This is a genomic window from Corallococcus carmarthensis (assembly GCF_003611695.1).
Classification (GTDB): domain Bacteria; phylum Myxococcota; class Myxococcia; order Myxococcales; family Myxococcaceae; genus Corallococcus; species Corallococcus carmarthensis.
The window spans coordinates 1-18088 of sequence record NZ_RAWE01000091.1 but is presented as its reverse complement, the minus strand read 5'-3'; the positions used below and the strand labels follow the sequence as shown (position 1 = coordinate 18088).

Sequence of the window (18088 nt, the reverse complement as noted above, 5' to 3'; positions counted from 1 at the left end):
GCAACATGCGCAAGAGCATTCTTTCGACACTGGTGATGCTGACGGCCGCGGGCAGCCTGACCGCCTGCGATGTCGAGCAGCCCAATCCCGGGTGCATTGTCCAGGACGCGAGCTTCGCGAACTGGTGGGCGAAGTACGACGTCGTGAGCGGCCCGACCCGAGCGGATGGCACGGCCTGCACGGCGGCCGAGGCGCTCGAGGTGGGTGACAACCTGGGCGTGTGGAAGTTCGCGGACCCGAAGACGGGGAGCAACATCCTCGTGGTTCGGCCGCAGTACGTGGCCCGTTTGGGCTCGGCGGATGCGAACAACACGTTCGACAGCCTCCAGGTGACCGGTGCGCTGAGCTCCGACACCACGGACGACTTCTGCCTGGCGCCGGAGTTCAACACGGCGACCGTGAACCCCACGCAGGCCGGGGTCACGTCGTCGGTGTCCTACACGTTGGCCAACGTGAAGGTGTACTCGTCTCCCAGCTCGCCTGGGACCCAGATGACGGGTGAAGTCACCTTCACGCGGAACGGCTGCACCTCCACGTACGTCATGCGTGCGGTGTGGCCGGCGACTCCCTGCGATCCCCGTGCTGACCAGACGGATCCGGACCAGGGCTTCGCCAACTGCGGCGCGGGCTCGGGCATCAACCCGGACTTCGCCGTCCAGTGCGAGGCGGTCCCGGCTCGCTTCTGGCTCGAGTACTTCGGCAGCCCGGATGACGACCCGGACTACATCGAGGGTCGCTGCATCCCGTCGAACAAGATCCCGTCGTTCAAGTAGTCGGCACTGACCGACCCTGAAGGCCAACGCGGCCCCGGCAGCCCCTCCCCCACGTGGGAGTGGCGGTCCGGGGCCGCGCTGTTGTTAGTGTCTGGATTCCACTGTTGGGAGGATCATGGAGGGCCGATACGAACTCATCGAGCACGTCTGCTCGCTGCTGGCGGACGAAGCAGGGACGCTCCGCAAGGAGGCGCCCTACCGGGTCGCGCTCTGCTACCCGAGCCCCTACCACGTGGGCATGAGCTCGCTGGGCTACCAGGCCATCTACCGGGAGGTGCATGAGCACGCGGGCGCGACCGCCGAGCGTGTCTTCCTTCCCGATGATGTCGAGACATACAAGAGAACAAGGACGCCATTGTTTACCTGGGAATCCCAGGCACCGGTGTCTGGCTTTGAAATGCTGGCTTTCAGTGTTGCCTATGAATTAGAGCTTTCAGGGTTGTTCACGATGTTGGAGTTGTCTGGTTTGCCGGTGCTGGCCGCCGAGCGGAATGCAAGGCATCCGCTGGTGGTGGCGGGCGGCCCGCTGACGTTCTCCAACCCGGATCCGCTGGAGCCCTTCGTGGACGTGCTCGTCCAGGGGGAGGCGGAGGATCTGATCCACGTGCTGCTGGAGGCCGCGGCCTCCATGGAGCGCGAGGCGCTGCTGGATCACCTGGCGAAGGTCCCCGGCTTCCGGGTGCCCGGGCGGGGTGGGGCGCGCTACCACGTGGCGAAGGCGACGGACGCCCGGCTGCCGGCGCGCACGCAGATCATCACGCCGCACACGGAGCTGCGCTCGATGTTCCTCATCGAGCCGGAGCGGGGCTGCTCGCGCGGCTGCCACTACTGCGTCATGCGCCGCACGACGAATGGCGGCATGCGCACGGTGCCTCCGGAGCGGATCCTGTCCCTCATCCCCGAGCACGCGAAGCGCGTGGGTCTGGTGGGGGCGGCGGTGACCGACCATCCACGCATCGTGGAGCTTCTGCGCACCATCGTGGATTCGGGGCGCGAGGTGGGGGTGTCCTCGTTGCGCGCGGACCGGCTCACCCAGGAGCTGGTGGATCAGCTCCGGCGGGGCGGGGCGACGAACCTCACGGTGGCCGCGGACGGGGCGTCCCAGAAGATGCGGGACCTGGTGGACCGCAAGCACTCCGAGGAGCAGATCGTCCGCGCCGCGCGGTTCGCGCGCACCGCGGGCATGAAGCAGCTCAAGGTCTACAACGTGGTGGGCCTGCCGCATGAGGAGGACGCGGACATCGACGAGCTGATCCGCTTCACCACGGAGCTGTCGCGCATCCTGCCCGTGGCGTTGGGGGTCGCGCCCTTCGTGGCCAAGCGCAACACGCCGCTGGACGGGGCGCCCTTCGCGGGGCTGCGGGAGGTGGAGAACAAGCTGGAGCGGCTGCGCAAGGGCCTTCGCGGACGGGCGGAGGTGCGGCCCACGTCCGCGCGCTGGGCCTGGGTGGAGTACATGCTGGCCCAGTGCGGCCCGGAGGCCGGGCTGGCCGCCATGGACGCCTGGCGCGCCGGGGGGAGCTTCGCCGCGTGGAAGCGGGCCTTCCAGGAGCGCGGGTGCGAGCCGTACATGGCCCGCCGCGTGGAGGACGGGCGGCGCCAGCCCACGGTGTGGCCCATTGTGCCGGGCCGCCCGCCGCTCCAGCCGTCCGCCGCCTGACGGGGCCCGCAAAGGCCGTATTCGCCGGGCTCCGCTTTCGCTAGAAGACGGTCAGCGGGGCCGATGGCCGGCACTCGCATGGCCTCGGAGCGCATCTGGTGAGCACGCAGCGCGTGGAAAAGTCGTGGCAGAAGACGGGCCTCAAGGACTACTCGACGGAGGCCCTGCTGGGCACGCTGGGGCACTACGGCGTTCCCGTGAGCGAAGAGGACTACCGCAAGCTGGCGGAGTCCACCTATCCGCTCGGCATCGCCCAGCAGTGGGCGGCGAAGTGGAAGGGCACCGGCCCCTTCAAGGACTACGTCGTGGCGGCGGCCGTGGAGCTGTGGCGCCGGTGGATGCCGGAGCGCGTGTCCCCGCAGGACTTCACGCAGGGCCTGGCGACGCTGATGCAGGTGCTCGTGCACAAGCTCAACGGCGCGAAGGAGGCCCCGGTGGGCTCCGCCTTCGAGCACGTGAAGGCCCTGCGCTCGAAGCTGACGGTGGATGACAAGGGCGCGCTGCCCCAGCCGTTCCTCCAGGAGGCGCTGGCGCCCTTCTCGGAGAAGGACGCGGAGCTGTTCGACAGCCTGGCGGAGTCGCTGGCCGCCCAGGGACACCTGGACGACGCCTCGGCGTTCGCCGACGTGGAGGAGTTCCTGCTGCCCGACCGGCGCGGCATCTCCCAGGCGGTGGTCCGCGCCGCGAAGGGCGAGCGCGAGCCCGCCATCCAGGACCTCAAGAACCTCATCCACGACATGGCGCGCGCGCCCATCTCACGCCTGCTGGCGGTGGACGGCCTCATCCACCTGCAGGCGTGGATCGACGCGTCCGTCGAGGGCCGCGGCCTGCTGGCGGAGGCGGAGAAGGCCAACGACATCCACCTGGCGCTCGACCTGGTGCCCCGCCTGGAGCACGTCTTCAAGCAGCAGAATGACCGGTCCGCGCTCCTGGAGCTGATGGGCACGCAGGAGCGGTTGGAGGCCCTGCACGACAAGATGCACCCGGGCCACCGGGCGCACCGGCACCAGCACGCGCAGCCGCAGCGCCGCCGCTAACCGCGGCGGACGCTACGTCCCCGTGCGCAGGGGGGCTCCGGGCTTCCGGAGCCTCGGGTGCCGCGGGTTCGCTGGCCGCGGAGGGCGTCGGGCCTTCCGCGTCCGGCGTGCCGGGCTTCACGCCGGGCTTCTCCAGCGCCGCGCGCTTGAGCTTCACCGTGATGACGCCGGGCACGCCTTCCGCCACGTCCCGCACGGGAACCACGGCGCCCACGGTGGTGTAGCGGATGGCACCCGTCTGGGTGAAGGCGTGCTTGAGGGCGTACTCGCGGGCGCGCGGCAGGAACCACTCGCGCACGCGGGGCAGGGGCAGCGCGTGCAGCTCGCCCTGCGTGAGGAACACGTACAGCATCAGGTCCGCGCCGCTGTAGAGGAAGCAGCCCGGCGTGTCCTTCTCCAGGTTGGAGATCAGCTCGAAGAAGTAGCGGCGGCGGGTGGCCTGCCGGTCGCCCTTCACCTCGATGCCGCGCACCTCGCCGGAGGGCAGCTCCCAGAGCAGGTCCACGCCGCGGTGCTGGAAGCGCGGATCCAACTGCACGTCATGCACGCGCGACCCGGGCTCCGTCTCCAGGAGCCATGCGCGGGCGTGCTGCACGGCCCGGTCGGCCGCGCCCTGCACGCCCCGCATGCTGAAACTGCGGCCACCCATCGCGGCTAGCGGCGCAGCTCGACGCCGGAGGCCACGAGCTGCACCTCGCGGGGCTTGCCGTCGGTGCCGCGCGGGACGATGGCGCCTTCGGCCTCGTAGTGCTTCGCGTGGGCGTCGCTCAGCTCCGCGACCTTCACCACGCCCTCCACGCGAGCCTGCGAGCCCGCCGAGTCCAGCGGGACGAAGAAGCCGTAGTCCTTGAACGTCACGCGCACTCCGGGGCTCTTGGCGTCCGGGGCCAGCTCCAGCCAGCAGCCCTTCTTCTCACACGCCTTGCGCACCTGTCCCTCCACGCGCACGACCTTGCCGTCGTGGGCCTGGGGCTTCGCGAGCAGCTCCGCGAGCTTCACCGTGGGCTCGCCCTTGAGGGGCTCGCCGCGCGTGAGCGTCCAGCCGGTGCTGGCGGCCTTGGCGGCCTCGGGCGTCTTCGCGTCGGCGGGGTGGTGGCAGTCGCTCGACGCGGCTTCGGCCTGGGTGGGCTTGGGCGTCTTGTCCGCCGCGAGGGCCACGAGGGGAGCGGCGACCAGCATCACGAGGGCAGTGCGGAGCATGTGCATGCCCGTTCGCTTAGCCCAGGTTTCCGGGGGCCGGCAAGGCACCCCTTCCATCCTCACGACTTGTCCCGCACACTCGGCGCGAGGTGCGCATGAAGGTCACCATCCCCGCTCCCAACCGCCGGTTGGGTACATTCGAATGGCTCGGGCTCGTCGGACTCGGGGGGCTGCTCGTGGGCCGCTACATCCCCGTGGCCCGCATCATCCCGTTCTGGGGCTGTGTGCTGCGCGAGCACACGGGCTGGCCCTGCCTGGGCTGTGGGCTCACCCGCGTGGCGGACCGCGTCGCGCACTTCAACATCCCGGGGGCGTGGGAGGCCAACCCCCTGGGCACCGTGTGCGCGCTGCTGTTCGCGCTGGCCGCCGTGGTGACGGTGCTGCACTTCCTCTTCGCGCTGCCCATCCCGGAGGTGGAGCTGGAGGAGCGCGAGTGGCGGTGGGTGCGCATCGCGTTCCCACTGGTGTTGCTGCTCAATTACGCCTACGTCGTGGTGCACACCCGTTTCCCGCACCTGCTGTCCTGAGGGCAGAACCGTCTCTTCTTCCGTGCTCTCCGCCTTCCTCCTGCTGGGCTACCTCTGCGGCTCCGTCCCCTTCGGCGTGCTGCTGACGCGGTGGCTGCTCGGGGTGGACGTGCGCGCCAGCGGCAGCGGCAACATCGGCGCCACCAACGTCACGCGCGTCGCCGGCAAGAAGCTGGGCGCGGTGGTGTTGTTGCTGGACGCGCTCAAGGCCGTGCTGCCCGTGGGGCTGGCCGTGCACTACATGCCCGGGGATGCGCGGGCGCACGCGCTGGTGGGCCTGGCCGCGGTGCTGGGCCACGTGTACCCGGTGTGGCTCAAGCTCCAGGGCGGCAAGGGTGTGGCGACCGCGCTGGGCGTGCTGGTGGTGCTGGTGCCCCAGGCGGCGCTCGCCGGGGCCATCATCTACGGGCTGGTGGTGGCCCGGTGGCGCGTGAGCTCCGTGGGCTCGCTGTCCGCGGCGGTGGTCGCCATCGCCACCGCGTTCCTCACCGCACGCTCCCGCGAGTACGTACTGCTCACCGCGGGGCTATTCGTCCTGATGCTCTGGACGCACCGGAGCAACCTCCAGCGGCTCGCCCGGCGCTCCGAGAACCGCCTTTGAGCCGGGATGCGGATACGGGGCGCGGTAGCCCAGCAGCGTGCAGGGGATGGGGCCGTTCCACACGTCGCGCCGGACCATGGGGCGCGCGTGGAAGGCGCTCTCGAAGGCGGGGTTTCCGGACAGCACCCAGACGCGCCAACCCGGCAGCGTGCGCAGCGAGTCGCCCAGCTTGAAGTAGAAGGTCTTCATGCCCTTCTGGCCACCGGAGCCGAGCCGGTCGCCATAGGGCGGGTTGGTGAGGATGAGTCCGCCCCCCTCCGGCAGCGGCGGAAGCTTCGTGGCGTCGCCTTCCGCGAGCTGGACCTCTTCGCCCAGCCGCGCCGCCTTCACGTTGCGGTCCGCGGCCTCCAGGGCCTCGTCGCTCTTGTCGAAGCCGAGGATGGGGACCTCCACCTTGCGCTCGTTGCGCCGCGCGTCCGCGCGCAGGTCCGCGAGCAGCTCCTTCGCGCGCGTGCCCAGGTGCGGCCAGCGCTCCACCGCGAAGCTCCGGTTGATGCCCGGGGCCCGCTTGCGTGCGATGAGGCCGCCCTCGATGACGATGGTGCCCGAGCCGCACATGGGGTCCACCAGCGCCTCCGTGCCGGTGTAGCCCGCCGCGCGCAGCAGGGCCGCGGCCAGGTTCTCCTTCAGGGGCGCGGGGGTGGGGCGCACGCGGTAGCCGCGCCGGTGCAGCGGATCTCCGACCAGGTCCAGGGAGAGGGACAGCTTCTCCTTCACCAGGTGCGCCACCACGGACACGTCCGGGTTGCGGGTGTCCACGTCCGGCCGCGAGCCCAGTTTTTCGCGCAGGCGGTCCACGATGGCGTCCTTCACCTTCAGCGCCACGAAGCCCGAGTGCGCGTGCTCGGTGTCCTTCAGGTTCGCGTCCACCGCGAACGTCACGTTCGTGGTGAGGTGCTCCTCCCACGGCACGCTGGCCACCGCGTCGTAGAGCCCCTGCGCGCCGTGGGCGTCGAACTCGCCCAGCGGGTAGAGCACGCGCATGGCGATGCGGGACCAGAGGCAGACGTTGAGGGCCTCGTCGAGCGAGGCCATGAAGCGCACGCCGCCGCGGTCCTGGCGGATGCGCTTCGCGCCAAGCTCCTTCAGCTCCTCGGCGAGCAGGTCCTCGGTGCCGCGCGCGGCGGTGGCGAATAGGGCAAGACGTTCAGCCATGGTGCACCGCCCTTAGACGACCCCGAGGCGATTGGGAACTGCTCAGGTGGCCACGACCTCGTACATCGTGAAGGTGGCGTCCTCCTGGGACGCGCTGGCCCCCTTCGCCCGCTGGAAGTCCTCCGACTGGAAATAGGCCCGCATGGCGTCCCGGTCCTTCCAGCGCGTGACGAGCAGGATTTCAGGCGAGCGCTCGAACGAGCGCAGCACCTCCAGGCCCAGGAAGCCCGCGTAGCCGTCCACGCGCCTCGAGCGCTCCTGGAGCCGTTGGACCCAACCGTCGGCCTCTTCAGGGGACGCACGGAAGCGCGTGATGGCGACAATCATTCAGGGGGCCCGGGAAGAAGGGCGGGGGCGCCCGGAAGCTGTCTTCCGTGGCGCCCCCGAGGGGAGAACCTCCGGGGGACGGGTGTCCGTTCCCGGAGGCTTCGCGGTGGCGGTGGGCTACATCGCCCCGGCGCCGGGCATGTCGCCCAGGCCGCGCAGCAGCACCTCACGGGGCTTGGCGCCGTCCGCGGGGCCCACCACGCCGTCGCGCTCCATGCGCTCAATCATGCGCGCCGCGCGGTTGTAGCCGATGCGCATCTTGCGCTGGAGCATGGAGATGGAGACGGAGCGCATCTCGCTGACCGCCGCGAGCGCCTGGTCGTAGAGCTCGTCGGACAGCTCGTCCTCCTCGCCCCCGCCGCCCTCGGTGTCCTCGTCGCGCGGCTTGAGGATGGACTCGTCGAAGACGGGCTTGCCCTGGGCCTTGAGGTGGTCCACCGCCTTCTTGATTTCCTGCTCGGAGACGTAGGCGCCGTGCACGCGCTGCAGGTGCGCGCTCGTGGGCGGCATGATGAGCATGTCGCCCATGCCCAGCAGGGCCTCCGCGCCCACCGTACCGAGGATCGTCATCGAGTCCGGCTTCGAGCGCAGCATGAAGCTGATGCGCGTGGGGAAGTTGGCCTTGATGATGCCGGTGACGACGTCCGTGGACGGACGCTGCGTCGCGACCATCAGGTGGATGCCGGCCGCGCGCGCCATCTGCGCCAGGCGCGCGACGTAGGTCTCCACCTCGCGGCTGGCGACCATCATCAGGTCCGCGAGCTCGTCGATGATGACCACGATGTAGGGCAGCTTCTTGAGCTCCTTCTTCTCCGGGGAGGCGGCCTCCACCGGCGTGGACTCCTCGCCGTCCTCCTCGAACTCCGCGTCCTCCTCGCCGTCGGCCTCCAGGTGGGGGGCGGGCTCGGAGACGATGGCCTCGCGCAGGTCCTCGTCGTCCTCGCGCGGCGCGGCCACGCCCAGCCCGTCGCTGGCGGAAGCGGCGGCCGGCACGGTGCTGCCCTCCACGTCCACGACGAACATCTTCTTGGGCTTCGCCTTCTTCGTCGCGGCGGGCGCGGGCGCGGCGGACTTCACCTCCGACGCGCTGGTCTCCACCAGCTTGTTGTAGCCGGCGATGTTGCGCACGCCCGCCTCGGACAGCAGCTGGTAGCGGCGCTCCATCTCCTCCACCGCCCAGCGCAGCGCGAGCGCGGCCTTCTTGGGGTCGGTGACGACGGGGAGCAGCAGGTGCGGGATGCCCTCGTAGACGGAGAGCTCCAGCATCTTCGGGTCCACCATGATGAAGCGGACCTCCTCGGGCGTGGCCTTGAGGAGGATGCTCATGATCATCGAGTTCACCGCCACGGACTTGCCGGAGCCGGTGGTGCCCGCGATGAGCAGGTGGGGGGCCTTCACCAGGTCGAAGACGTACGGCATGCCTTCGATGTCCTTGCCCACGCACATGGTGAGCTTGCTGCTGCTCTTCTGGAACGTGTCCTGTTCCGCGATCTCCTTGAGGAACACCGTCTCGCGGTCGCGGTTGGGGACCTCGATGCCGACCACGCCCTTGCCGGGGATGGGGGCGACGATGCGCACGCGCATGGCCTCCATGGCCATGGCCAGGTCGTCCTGGAGCGCGGCGATCTTGCTGACCTTGATGCCGGGTCCGGGGAGGAACTCGTACATGGTGACGACGGGGCCGGGGCGGATCTCCACGACCTCGCCCACGATGCCGAAGTCCGCCAGCTTCGCGCGCAGCTTCTCCGCCGTGACGAGGAACGCGTCCTTGTCCAGCGCGGAGCGCTCCTTCTTGTCCGCCTCCAGCACGTCCAGCGGCGGCAGCGAGAAGCTCTTGCGGTCACCCACGAACTCGAACTGGTCCTGCGGCCGCTTCACGGCGGTGGGCTTGGGCGGCGCCTTGGGCTCCACGATGAGCGGCATGCGCGCCAGCGCGGAGGGCGGCGCGGGGATGAGGGCATTGCCCGGCGCGGCGGCGGCCGGCTTCTCCGCGGCCACGGGCTTCGCGGCGGGCTCGGCGGCCGGAGGCGCGAGCGTCGCGGCGGGCACCGGCGGCGTGGACGGCGCGGAGGGCGGGGTGACGATCTGCGGCGTCTTGCGAGCGCGGCGCGGCGGTTCGGCGGCGTCCGCGTTGGCGGGCAGCTGAGGCTGGGGCGCCAGGAAGGACGCGGCCCAGGCGGGGTCGGCGCCCGGGGAGCGGCGCTCGGCGCGCTCGGGCGGCAGCGAGGGCTGTTCGTCGGAGGCGTCGTCGTCCTCCTCGGGCTCCTCGTCGCGGACGAGCTTCTTCTCCAGCTTCTCGCGCTCCTTCTGCTCCTTGAGCGCCTTCTTCGCGTTGGCGACCTGCTCCTTCTCGTTCTGCCGGGCCAGGCGCACGGCCTCCTCGGCCAGGGACTCGGCCTCGGCGGCCTCGGCCTCGGCGGCCAGGCGCTCGGCCTCGGAGAGCTCCTCCTCCTCGGCCTCCAGCTCCGCGAGGAACGCGGCCTCCTCTTCCTTCTCCTGCGCGAGCCGCTCCTGGCGGGCCGCGTAGTTGACCTTCTGCTGCTCCCAGAAGACGTCCGCGGCCGCGGAGACGCGGCGGCCCAGCACGGTGAGGCCGGCCCACACCAGCGAGCACAGCTTGAAGAACGTGTACTGGGTGCCCACGATGAGCGCCGCCGCGCTGATGGCGGTGACGAGGATGATGGTGCCGACGGTGGAGAACATCCCCTCCATCAGGCCGCCCAGGCCCGCGCCCAGCGCGCCACCGGGCGGGTGGGCCCAGCCCTTGTCCTTGGCGAACATGAGCTGCGCCAACACCGACACGCTGCACGTGAGCAGCGCCAGGGAGATGATCTGCGGCAGGCGGCGCCGCTCGCGGTTGCCCACGAAGAGCACCACGGCGGTGTAGATGCCACCCACGGGGATGAGGTAGGCGCACACACCCAGCGCGCCGCGCAGGGTCTCCGCGATGAGGTGGCCCATGGGGCCGACCGCGTTGTGGAAGCCGGGCCCCACCCGGTCATGCGCGTCGAACGTGGCGACCGCCAGCAAGGCCAGCAACGAGGCGGCCAGGATGAAGACGCCGATGAGCGCCCGTTTGGCCGGACTGGCCGCGCCGGGGGCCTTCATCTTCTTGTTCGCGAGCGCCTTGCGGCGGGTCGCGATCTCCTGCCGGGAGAGCACCGCCTTCTCCGCCCGACCACCTTTCCTTGCCGCTGTCATGGACCCCTGTTCCCTCTGCCCGATTCCAGCCGCGTAGCGAGCTGTAGCAATCTGCCCGGCGAGAATAGGGAGGGAGGGAGCGGGGTCAATTTTCCGGCAGACGTCCGAGAGGGCGGGACAGGGCCTACATTTCGGGCGCGTCCCCACGGCGAGAGGGTATGGTGCCTGCCGCCAAGGAGAACCGAAGACCATGTCCGACCTGAGCCCCGACAAGCCCTCCCACAACGAAGACGACTACTTCGCGCGCGAGGAGATTGAAACCAAGCGCAAGCTGGCCCTCCAGCAGTCCCAGGAGCTGGCCGCCCAGCAGCGCGAGTCGCTCAAGCAGCTGCACTTCATGAAGTGTCCCAAGTGCGGCATGGACCTGCAGACGCTGAAGCAGGGCAACGTGGAGCTGGACAGCTGCTTCAACTGCCACGGCGTCTGGCTGGACGCGGGCGAGCTGGAGCAGGTCATCAAGCAGCACGGCCACGAGGGCAGCGGCAAGGTGATGAGCGCCGTCCTCAACCTGTTCAAGCGCACGCCGTCCCCGTAGCACGCAAGTCCGGAGGAGGCTTCCCCATGGCCCTCACGCTCGAGCAGGTCCGGCACGTGGCCACCCTGGCGCGGCTGTCACTGACGCCGCAGGAGGAGGAGCGCTACGCCACCCAGCTGTCCGCGGTCCTGGACGCGGTGGCGGAGCTGGAATCGCTCGACGTGAGCCAGGTGGAGCCCACCTCCCACGCGACGCTCGCGTCCTCGCTGTTGCGCGAGGACGTGCTGCGTCCGTCGCTGCCCCCGGAAGCAGGGCTCGCCAACGCGCCGGCGAAGGTGGGCAGTGCCTTCGCGGTCCCGAAGATCCTGGAGTAGCCCGCCATGTCGTCGCTCACCGACCTGTCGATGCTGGAGCTGGCGGCGAAGCTGGCCTCGCGAGAGGTGTCCTCGGTGGAGGCCACCCGTGCGAGCCTTCAGCGCATCGCCCAGGTGGACCCGAAGGTGCGCGCCTTCCTGCGCGTGGACGAGGCCGGGGCGCTCAAGGCCGCCGAGGCCAGTGACGCGCGCCGCCAGGCGGGCAGCCCGCTGAGCGCGCTCGACGGCGTGCCCCTGGGGCTCAAGGACATCTTCCTCACGGAGGGCGTGGAGACCACCTGCGGCTCGCGCATCCTGGAAGGTTTCGTCCCGCCCTACGACGCCACCGTGGTGCGCCTGCTGAAGGAGGCGGGGCTGCCGCTCGTGGGCAAGCTGAACATGGACGAGTTCGCCATGGGCTCGTCCAACGAGTCGAGCGCGTACTTCCCCACCCACAACCCGTGGGACCTGACGCGCACGCCGGGCGGCTCGTCCGGTGGATCCGCCGCGGCGGTGGCGGCGCGCGAGGTGTTCGGCGCGCTGGGCACCGACACGGGCGGTTCCATCCGCCAGCCCGCGGCGTTCACCAACACCGTGGGGCTCAAGCCCACCTACGGCCGGGTGTCGCGCTACGGCGTCATCGCCTTCGCCTCGTCGTTGGATCAGCCGGGCCCCATGGCACGCACGGTGGGGGATACGGCGGCGCTGTTCCAGCTCATCGCGCGGCATGATCCGCTCGACTCCACCTCCGCGAACGTGGAGACGCCGGACTGCCTCACGGGGCTGGAGGACGGGGTTCGCGGCCTCAGGTTGGGCGTGCCGCGCGAGTACTTCGCGGACGGCATGGACCCGGAGGTCGCGGGCACGCTGCGCGCTTCGCTGGAGGAGCTGGAGAAGCTGGGCGCGACGCTGGTGGACGTGTCGCTGCCGCACACGAAGTACGCGCTGGCGACGTACTACCTGCTGTCCTCTTCGGAGGCGTCCAGCAACCTGGCCCGCTACGACGGCATCCGCTACGGGCTGCGGGCGAAGGACGCGCGCGGGCTCAAGGAGCTGTACACGCAGACGCGGGGCCAGGGCTTCGGCGCGGAGGCGAAGCGCCGCATCATGCTGGGCACCTACGCGCTGTCCGCCGGCTACTACGACGCCTACTACCTGCGCGCGCAGAAGGTCCGCACGCTCATCCGCGAGGACTTCACGAAGGTGTTCCAGCAGGTGGACGCCATCGTGTCGCCCACGTCGCCGGTGCCGGCGTTCAAGCTGGGCGCGAAGGTGGACGACCCGCTGTCCATGTACCTGATGGACGTCTACACGTTGCCGTGCAACCTGGCGGGCCTGCCCGGCCTGTCCGTGCCGTGCGGCTTCACGCAGGCGGGGCTGCCCATTGGCATGCAGCTGTTGGGGCGTCCGTTCGACGAGGCCCGCCTGCTCCGCATCGCCCGCGCGTTCGAGCGCGAGCACGACTTCTTCCGCCGCGCCGCCCCCGTCTAGCGGGCGCGACACAAGGGTGACACCGCCATGCCCCTGAGCGACTTCCAGACGGTCATCGGCCTCGAGGTCCACGCGCAGCTGCTCACGCAGTCCAAGATCTTCTGCGGCTGCTCCACCGCGTTCGGCGCCGAGCCCAACCACCACACCTGCCCGGTGTGCCTGGGCATGCCCGGCGTGCTGCCGGTGCTCAACCAGCGCGTGGTGGAGTACGCGGTGCGCACGGGTCTGGCGCTCGGGTGCACGGTGAAGTCCACGAGCGTGTGGAGCCGGAAGAACTACTTCTATCCGGACCTGCCCAAGGGCTATCAGATCACCCAGTACGACCAACCCATTTGCGAGTGGGGCGAGCTGGTCATCGACACGCCCTCCGGTGAGAAGACGGTGCGCGTGCGGCGCATCCACCTGGAGGAGGACGCGGGCAAGAGCGTGCATGACGCGTCCGCATCCGCGGGTCAGAGCCTGGTGGACCTGAACCGCGCGGGCGTGCCGCTGATGGAGATCGTCAGCGAACCGGACCTGCGCGACGCGGACGAGGCGGTGGAGTACCTCAAGGTGCTGCGCGACGTGCTGGTGTACCTGGGCGTCAACGACGGCAACCTGGAGGAAGGCAGCTTCCGCTGCGACGCCAACGTGTCGGTGATGCCCAAGGGCTCCACCACGTACGGGCAGCGCTGCGAATTGAAGAACCTCAACTCGTTCCGCTTCCTCAAGCAGGCCATCGAGTACGAGGCCGCGCGGCAGGTGGACGTCCTCGAGTCCGGCGGCAAGGTGGACCAGGAGACGCGCCTCTGGGACGTGAACAAGGGCGTGACCCGGTCGATGCGCTCCAAGGAGGACGCGCACGACTACCGCTACTTCCCGGAGCCGGACCTGCAGCCGCTCCTGGTGTCGGACACGCTGAGGGACTCGCAGCGGCAGTCGCTGCCGGAGCTGCCACGCGCCAAGCGCACGCGCTTCATGGGCGAGTACGGCCTGCCGGCCTACGACGCGCGCATCCTCACCGCCGAGCGCCCGCTGGCGGACTTCTTCGAGGCCTGCGCGAAGCACGTCCCGGACGCGAAGAAGCTCTCCAACTGGTTCCTGGGGGAGTTGAGCCGCCTGCTCAAGGAAGAGGGCACGCCCCTCTCCGCGCTGCGCTTCACCCCGGCGCAGCTGGGCGAGCTGCTGGCCACGGTGGAGAAGGGCACGGTGTCCGCGAACGCGGGGAAGGACGTGCTCGGGGAGATGTTCCGCACCGGCCGCCAGCCCGCGGACATCATCGCGGAGAAGGGCCTCGCGCAGGTCAGCGACGTGGGCGCCGTCGAAGCGGTGGTGGACGACATCCTCGCGAAGAACGCGGGCGAGGTGGAGAAGTACAAGGCCGGCAAGAAGAGCGTGTACGGCTTCTTCGTGGGCCAGGTGATGAAGGCCATGAAGGGCAAGGGCAACCCCGGCCTCGTCAACGAGCTGCTCAAGAAGAAGCTGGGCGAGTAGGGCGCTCGTGGGACGGCTCCTGACGGTGAACGGGGTCTCGTACCGCTGGCGCCTCCAGGGGCGGCGTGACGGCCCGGAAGGAACGGCTTGGCGGCTGCTCACGGTCGTGTGGGCCGAGGCCACCCGTCAGGCGCTGCACGTCCGTGTCCGCCACGACGACCCGTGGCTCCACATCAACGACGGCGACGCGTCCGGACTCGTGACGCGCGATGTGGGCCCCGGACTGGTGGCGCGTGTCGTCGAGATGGCGCGGGGCCTGGGATGGACGCCGCAGGAGCGCGGCCCCACGCTCAAGTTCGCCCTGGAGGACGACGCGCGGCTTGTCCCCGTGACGGCATCCCGCGAGCCTCACGGCGCCCGGTGAGACTCCCAGGCGACGCGTGGCGCGAGCGGTGCTCGGCGCCTATCGCGGCACGGTGACGTGGAGCACGTCCTCGCCGCGTGGATCCGCGGACTGGGCGAGCACGTGCACGTCGTCCGGCCCCCGGCGCTCCAGGATGAGGGAGGGCGCTTCGAAGGTGTTGTCGAAGAAGCCGCCGGTGAGCTGTGGGTTCACCGCGTAGCGCACGCGCTTCAGGGTGCGCAACTGCGTGAAGAGGCCTTCGTTGAACCACTGCTCGCGGCGCAGCTGCGTCTCTCCTGGCGCGTTGAAGGCCCAGGGCGCGTCCCAGCTCCAGGCGTTGGCGGACGGCTGCGCGAGCACGTCCACGCCCAGCGCATCCAGGTACTGCGCGCACGGCACGAAGTACGGCTCGCCGGACGTGTGGGGTTCGCGGAAGCCATCGTAGCAGACGAGCGTGCCCAGCTTCCCGAAGGGCGTGTCCAGCACCGGCAGGTCCTCCGGGCGGCCCGGGCTCAGGTGCAGCACGTCCTCCTGCGTGGGCACCAGGTTCACCTTGCGCGTCACGCCGACGCAGTGCCCATCCGGTGAGAACGTGTAGCTGGTGTTGAAGGTGCGCGCGCCCGTGGGTTCGTACTCGGGCGTGTCCGGGCCCAGGCGGTTGGTGGGCAGGAGCGCGCTGCCGGCCACCACCCACAGCCCGAAGTCGCGGGCGATGCCGGAGAAGGTCTCGTACATGGCCCGGTGCACGCGGGGCGCCACCGTGGCGTAGAGGCATTCCTCCATCGTCGGCGGACGGAAGGTGCTCCACGTGCGGAGCATGCCCCGCCACTCCGCGAGCGCCACGCGCGTCATCGCGCCGTTCGTCGTCTTGCGGCGGCGCACGCGCGACAGGTGACCCATCAGCCCCAGCGCCGCGCCCACCATCTCCGGCCACACGGCGAGCGCGGGATTCAACGGCCGGCCCGAGGCGTCCCGGGGGCGCAGCGCGTCCACGCGGGCCGCGAGTGCCCGGTGGTGCGCGGCGAACGTCTCCGGTGCGGCGTAGTCGTCGAGCGTGACGCGCGGCTGGATGGCGAACAGGTCGAGGGAGGTGGCCACGATTCCGCGAAGATGGCACCGGCCCCTGGGACGCGCGAGCCTCGCGGAGATGGACCGTCAGGTTCCGGCAGTGTCACCGTCGAGGCCCTGCCCGGGGGCCCCATGACGCACATGAAGAGGACACTCCACGTCGAAGTGCACCCGTTCGTCGACGCGGCGGACGCGCTCGCGGGCCGGAAGCCGAAGGCCCGGGGCGTGGGGTCCGACAACACCGTGTGGTGGCTCGCGGACGCGGAAGGCGAGGGCGACGAGGTCCTTCACTTCGCGGACGGATGGGACACCTGGGAGCGGTTCACGCTGCCTCGCGAGGCAGCTGACTTCGACTACGTCCAGCCGCTGCCTGGCGACGAGGTGCTGCTCGTGAACGCGCGTTGCCGCTACCTCTCCGAGAAGCAGCACGAGCGCAACGCCCACGTCTACTCGCCGGAAGGCACGTTGCTGCGGGAGCTGACCCTGGGGGACGGCATCGCGGACGTGCAGACGACGTCCGACGGGCAGGTCTGGGTCAGCTACTTCGACGAGGGCGTCATCGGCAACCGGGGATGGGGAGGGAACGGTTCACGGTCGCCCATCGGTTCGGACGGGCTGGTGCGCTTCGATGCGCTGGGGCAGCGGCTGCCTGGGGAGCAGGTCCCCGTGGACATCGTGGACTGCTACGCGCTCAACGTCGCTTCGGAGCAGGAGACCTGGTTCTACAGCTACACGGACTTCCCGCTCGTGCGCATGCGTCCCGGACAGCGCTCCACGGTCTGGCAGTCGCCCGTGCGGGGCGCGCACGCCATCGCCGTCAGCGACACGCACGTCCTCTTCGGCGGCGGCTACGACGACGCCTGCCAGCTCCAGCTCTTCACGCTGTACGACCGGGGCCACCAGCGCCTGGGCCCCGTGGCCCGCATCGTCCTCACGGACGAGACGGGCCGAGCGTGGCAGCCCTCGTGGCTCAAGGGCCGGGGGCCCTGGCTCCATGGCGCGGAAGGGACTCGCCACTTCCGCGTGCCCATGGAGCAACTGCTCGCGCAGGCAGCGGCTACTTGAGGAAGCCCAGCTCGCGCAGGCGCTGCTTGAGGAACGCGTCCGCGGTGATGGGCGGGTGGCGCGCGGGGTTGTCCGGCGTCTCCGTCTGCGGCAGTGGCTTCAGCACACAGTCGGAGAACGGGTGCACGAAGAAGGGCATCGAGTAGCGCACGGTGTCCTGCTCCGTGCTGGGCGGGTTCACCACCCGGTGCGTGGTGGACGGGATGACGCCGTTCATCACTCGGCTGAGCATGTCGCCCGAGTCCACGACAATCTGCCCGCGCAGCGTGTCCACGGGGATCCACTCGCCGTCGCGCGTGAGCAGCTCCAGGCCGCCGGACGTGCCCTCGCACAGGAGCGTGATGAAGTTGATGTCTTCATGCTCGGCGGCGCGCACCCCGCCCGGGATGAAGCGGTCCTTCAGGGGCGGGTAGTGGATGAGCCGCAACACGGAGTTCCCATCCACCGTCATGTCGCTGAACGTGTTGCGCGCGATGCCCAGGTAGTCCGCCAGCGCCTGCAGCATCACCGTCGCCGCGTCGTCCAGCTCCTTGTAGAGCGTCAGCGTGTTGTCGCGGAAGGAGGGCACCTCCTCCGGCCACACGTTGGCACCGTAGTCGTCGCGGTAGGGGTGGCCCACGGGCAGTTCGCGGCCCACGTGCCAGAACTCCTTCATGTCCCCCACCTTGCGGTTCTTCGCGTGCTCCTGGCCGAACGCCATGAAGCCGCGCTGGCCCGGACGCTCCGGCACCGCGTAGCGCGTCTTGGTGGACTCCGGCAGCTGGAAGAAGCGCTCCACGTCCGAGTACGTGCGGCGGATGAGCCCGTCCTCGACGCCGTGGCCCTCCACGGTCACGAAGCCGAACTCCTTGAGCGCGTCGCCAAAGACCTGGACGAAGCGGGCCCGCTCCTCGGGAGTGCCGGAGCGGTAGTGGGACAGGTTCACGGTGGGAATGCGTCGGGCCGAGCGGGACATGCGCGCATCCTATCCGCGTGACACCTTCCTGACACGTCGCAGTCCGCCGCCCAACCGTCACCCCGGCCCAGGGGCTGGGGACCCTCCTCACTTTGCGACACCCACCCTTGTCGGCAGTGGATGCCGGGCTTCCGGGATGTGCAGATTGGACGGGGAATTGGCCAGGGGGGCGCGGTATGGCCGAAGTCGCGAGGAACGAGCGCACGTGCACTGCGTGCGGGCGGGGACATGGCGAGGAGACGTCGTGCGACACGCTCGTCCGGGAGGCGGGAGGTGGTCCGGGCAAGACCGTGGAGGCTCCGGCCGCCGTGGCCGCGGCGGAGGACGTGGATCCGTTGGTGGGGACCCAGATGGGCAGCTTCCGGCTGGTGCGCCGGGTGGGCC

17 protein-coding genes and 2 pseudogenes are annotated in these 18088 nt (G+C 70.2%); 12 read left to right on the top strand and 7 right to left on the bottom strand.

Features of this window, described 5'->3' with window-relative positions:
• Positions 1 to 5: 5 nt before the first annotated feature.
• The 3 genes from D7X32_RS23280 to D7X32_RS23270 all read left to right on the top strand — a co-directional run bounded on the left by D7X32_RS23280 (position 6) and on the right by D7X32_RS23270 (position 3470).
• Positions 6 to 773 (top strand): hypothetical protein, encoded by a 768-nt coding sequence (locus D7X32_RS23280; protein WP_147450234.1) that lies wholly within the window; start codon positions 6 to 8, stop codon positions 771 to 773.
• A gap of 115 nt (positions 774 to 888) precedes the next feature.
• Positions 889 to 2433: a radical SAM protein gene (locus tag D7X32_RS23275; protein WP_120604770.1), complete on the top strand. Its 1545-nt coding sequence runs from the start codon at positions 889 to 891 to the stop codon at positions 2431 to 2433.
• A gap of 98 nt (positions 2434 to 2531) precedes the next feature.
• Positions 2532 to 3470, top strand: a complete 939-nt coding sequence (locus D7X32_RS23270) for a hypothetical protein (RefSeq protein WP_120604769.1) — start codon at positions 2532 to 2534, stop codon at positions 3468 to 3470.
• A 135-nt stretch (positions 3471 to 3605) separates the two neighbouring features.
• Here D7X32_RS23270 and D7X32_RS23265 read toward each other — a convergent pair.
• Both D7X32_RS23265 and D7X32_RS23260 read right to left on the bottom strand, forming a co-directional pair.
• Positions 3606 to 4119: pseudogene (locus D7X32_RS23265) on the bottom strand (hypothetical protein); the annotation flags it as partial.
• A 5-nt stretch (positions 4120 to 4124) separates the two neighbouring features.
• Positions 4125 to 4676, bottom strand: coding sequence for a DUF4920 domain-containing protein (locus D7X32_RS23260; protein ID WP_208752516.1), 552 nt, complete (start codon positions 4674 to 4676; stop codon positions 4125 to 4127).
• A gap of 89 nt (positions 4677 to 4765) precedes the next feature.
• Between D7X32_RS23260 and D7X32_RS23255 the strand changes: the two genes are divergently transcribed.
• Together D7X32_RS23255 and plsY are read left to right on the top strand one after the other, a co-directional pair.
• Positions 4766 to 5197 carry a DUF2752 domain-containing protein gene (locus D7X32_RS23255; RefSeq protein WP_120604767.1) on the top strand — a complete coding sequence of 144 codons (432 nt, stop codon included), beginning with the start codon at positions 4766 to 4768 and terminating at the stop codon, positions 5195 to 5197.
• A 22-nt stretch (positions 5198 to 5219) separates the two neighbouring features.
• Positions 5220 to 5798: a glycerol-3-phosphate 1-O-acyltransferase PlsY gene (gene plsY / locus D7X32_RS23250; protein WP_120604766.1), complete on the top strand. Its 579-nt coding sequence runs from the start codon at positions 5220 to 5222 to the stop codon at positions 5796 to 5798.
• Here the strand turns inward: plsY and D7X32_RS23245 are convergent.
• The 3 genes from D7X32_RS23245 to D7X32_RS23235 form a co-directional block, all read right to left on the bottom strand.
• The gene (locus D7X32_RS23245) at positions 5724 to 6953 is read right to left on the bottom strand and encodes a THUMP domain-containing class I SAM-dependent RNA methyltransferase (RefSeq protein ID WP_120604765.1); all 1230 of its coding nucleotides are present in this window, start codon (positions 6951 to 6953) and stop codon (positions 5724 to 5726) included. The genes plsY and D7X32_RS23245 overlap by 75 nt on opposite strands.
• Before the next feature lie 42 nt (positions 6954 to 6995).
• Complete coding sequence (locus D7X32_RS23240) at positions 6996 to 7280, bottom strand: antibiotic biosynthesis monooxygenase family protein (RefSeq protein ID WP_120523772.1); 285 nt, start codon at positions 7278 to 7280, stop codon at positions 6996 to 6998.
• A gap of 117 nt (positions 7281 to 7397) precedes the next feature.
• The gene (locus D7X32_RS23235; RefSeq protein WP_208752514.1) at positions 7398 to 10481 is read right to left on the bottom strand and encodes an FtsK/SpoIIIE family DNA translocase; all 3084 of its coding nucleotides are present in this window, start codon (positions 10479 to 10481) and stop codon (positions 7398 to 7400) included.
• Between the two features lie 190 nt (positions 10482 to 10671).
• On the opposite strand from D7X32_RS23235, the gene D7X32_RS23230 reads away from it, so the two are divergent.
• The 5 genes from D7X32_RS23230 to D7X32_RS23210 are packed head-to-tail and all read left to right on the top strand — an operon-like array spanning position 10672 to position 14637.
• Positions 10672 to 11016: a TFIIB-type zinc ribbon-containing protein gene (locus D7X32_RS23230; RefSeq protein ID WP_120604763.1), complete on the top strand. Its 345-nt coding sequence runs from the start codon at positions 10672 to 10674 to the stop codon at positions 11014 to 11016.
• A 26-nt stretch (positions 11017 to 11042) separates the two neighbouring features.
• Positions 11043 to 11330, top strand: coding sequence for an Asp-tRNA(Asn)/Glu-tRNA(Gln) amidotransferase subunit GatC (gene gatC, locus D7X32_RS23225; protein WP_120604762.1), 288 nt, complete (start codon positions 11043 to 11045; stop codon positions 11328 to 11330).
• 6 nt (positions 11331 to 11336) lie between these two features.
• Complete coding sequence (gene gatA, locus D7X32_RS23220; protein WP_120604761.1) at positions 11337 to 12800, top strand: Asp-tRNA(Asn)/Glu-tRNA(Gln) amidotransferase subunit GatA; 1464 nt, start codon at positions 11337 to 11339, stop codon at positions 12798 to 12800.
• A 27-nt stretch (positions 12801 to 12827) separates the two neighbouring features.
• Positions 12828 to 14273, top strand: a complete 1446-nt coding sequence (gatB, locus tag D7X32_RS23215; RefSeq protein ID WP_120604760.1) for an Asp-tRNA(Asn)/Glu-tRNA(Gln) amidotransferase subunit GatB — start codon at positions 12828 to 12830, stop codon at positions 14271 to 14273.
• Positions 14274 to 14280: 7 nt separating this feature from the next.
• A complete protein-coding gene (locus tag D7X32_RS23210; protein ID WP_120604759.1) occupies positions 14281 to 14637 on the top strand; it encodes a hypothetical protein in 357 nt (118 codons plus the stop codon).
• A gap of 39 nt (positions 14638 to 14676) precedes the next feature.
• Here D7X32_RS23210 and D7X32_RS23205 read toward each other — a convergent pair whose 3' ends face one another.
• Positions 14677 to 15714 carry a carbon-nitrogen hydrolase family protein gene (locus D7X32_RS23205; RefSeq protein WP_120604758.1) on the bottom strand — a complete coding sequence of 346 codons (1038 nt, stop codon included), beginning with the start codon at positions 15712 to 15714 and terminating at the stop codon, positions 14677 to 14679.
• A gap of 111 nt (positions 15715 to 15825) precedes the next feature.
• Between D7X32_RS23205 and D7X32_RS23200 the strand changes: the two genes are divergently transcribed.
• On the top strand, positions 15826 to 16749 hold the full coding sequence (locus D7X32_RS23200) for a YxiH-YxzG fusion protein (RefSeq protein ID WP_147450233.1): 924 nt from the start codon (positions 15826 to 15828) through the stop codon (positions 16747 to 16749).
• On the opposite strand, the gene D7X32_RS23195 is transcribed toward D7X32_RS23200, so the two are convergent.
• Complete coding sequence (locus tag D7X32_RS23195; protein ID WP_120604756.1) at positions 16742 to 17704, bottom strand: isopenicillin N synthase family dioxygenase; 963 nt, start codon at positions 17702 to 17704, stop codon at positions 16742 to 16744. The genes D7X32_RS23200 and D7X32_RS23195 overlap by 8 nt on opposite strands.
• A gap of 176 nt (positions 17705 to 17880) precedes the next feature.
• On the opposite strand from D7X32_RS23195, the pseudogene D7X32_RS23190 reads away from it, so the two are divergent.
• Positions 17881 to 18088, top strand: a pseudogene (locus tag D7X32_RS23190) (serine/threonine protein kinase); the annotation flags it as partial.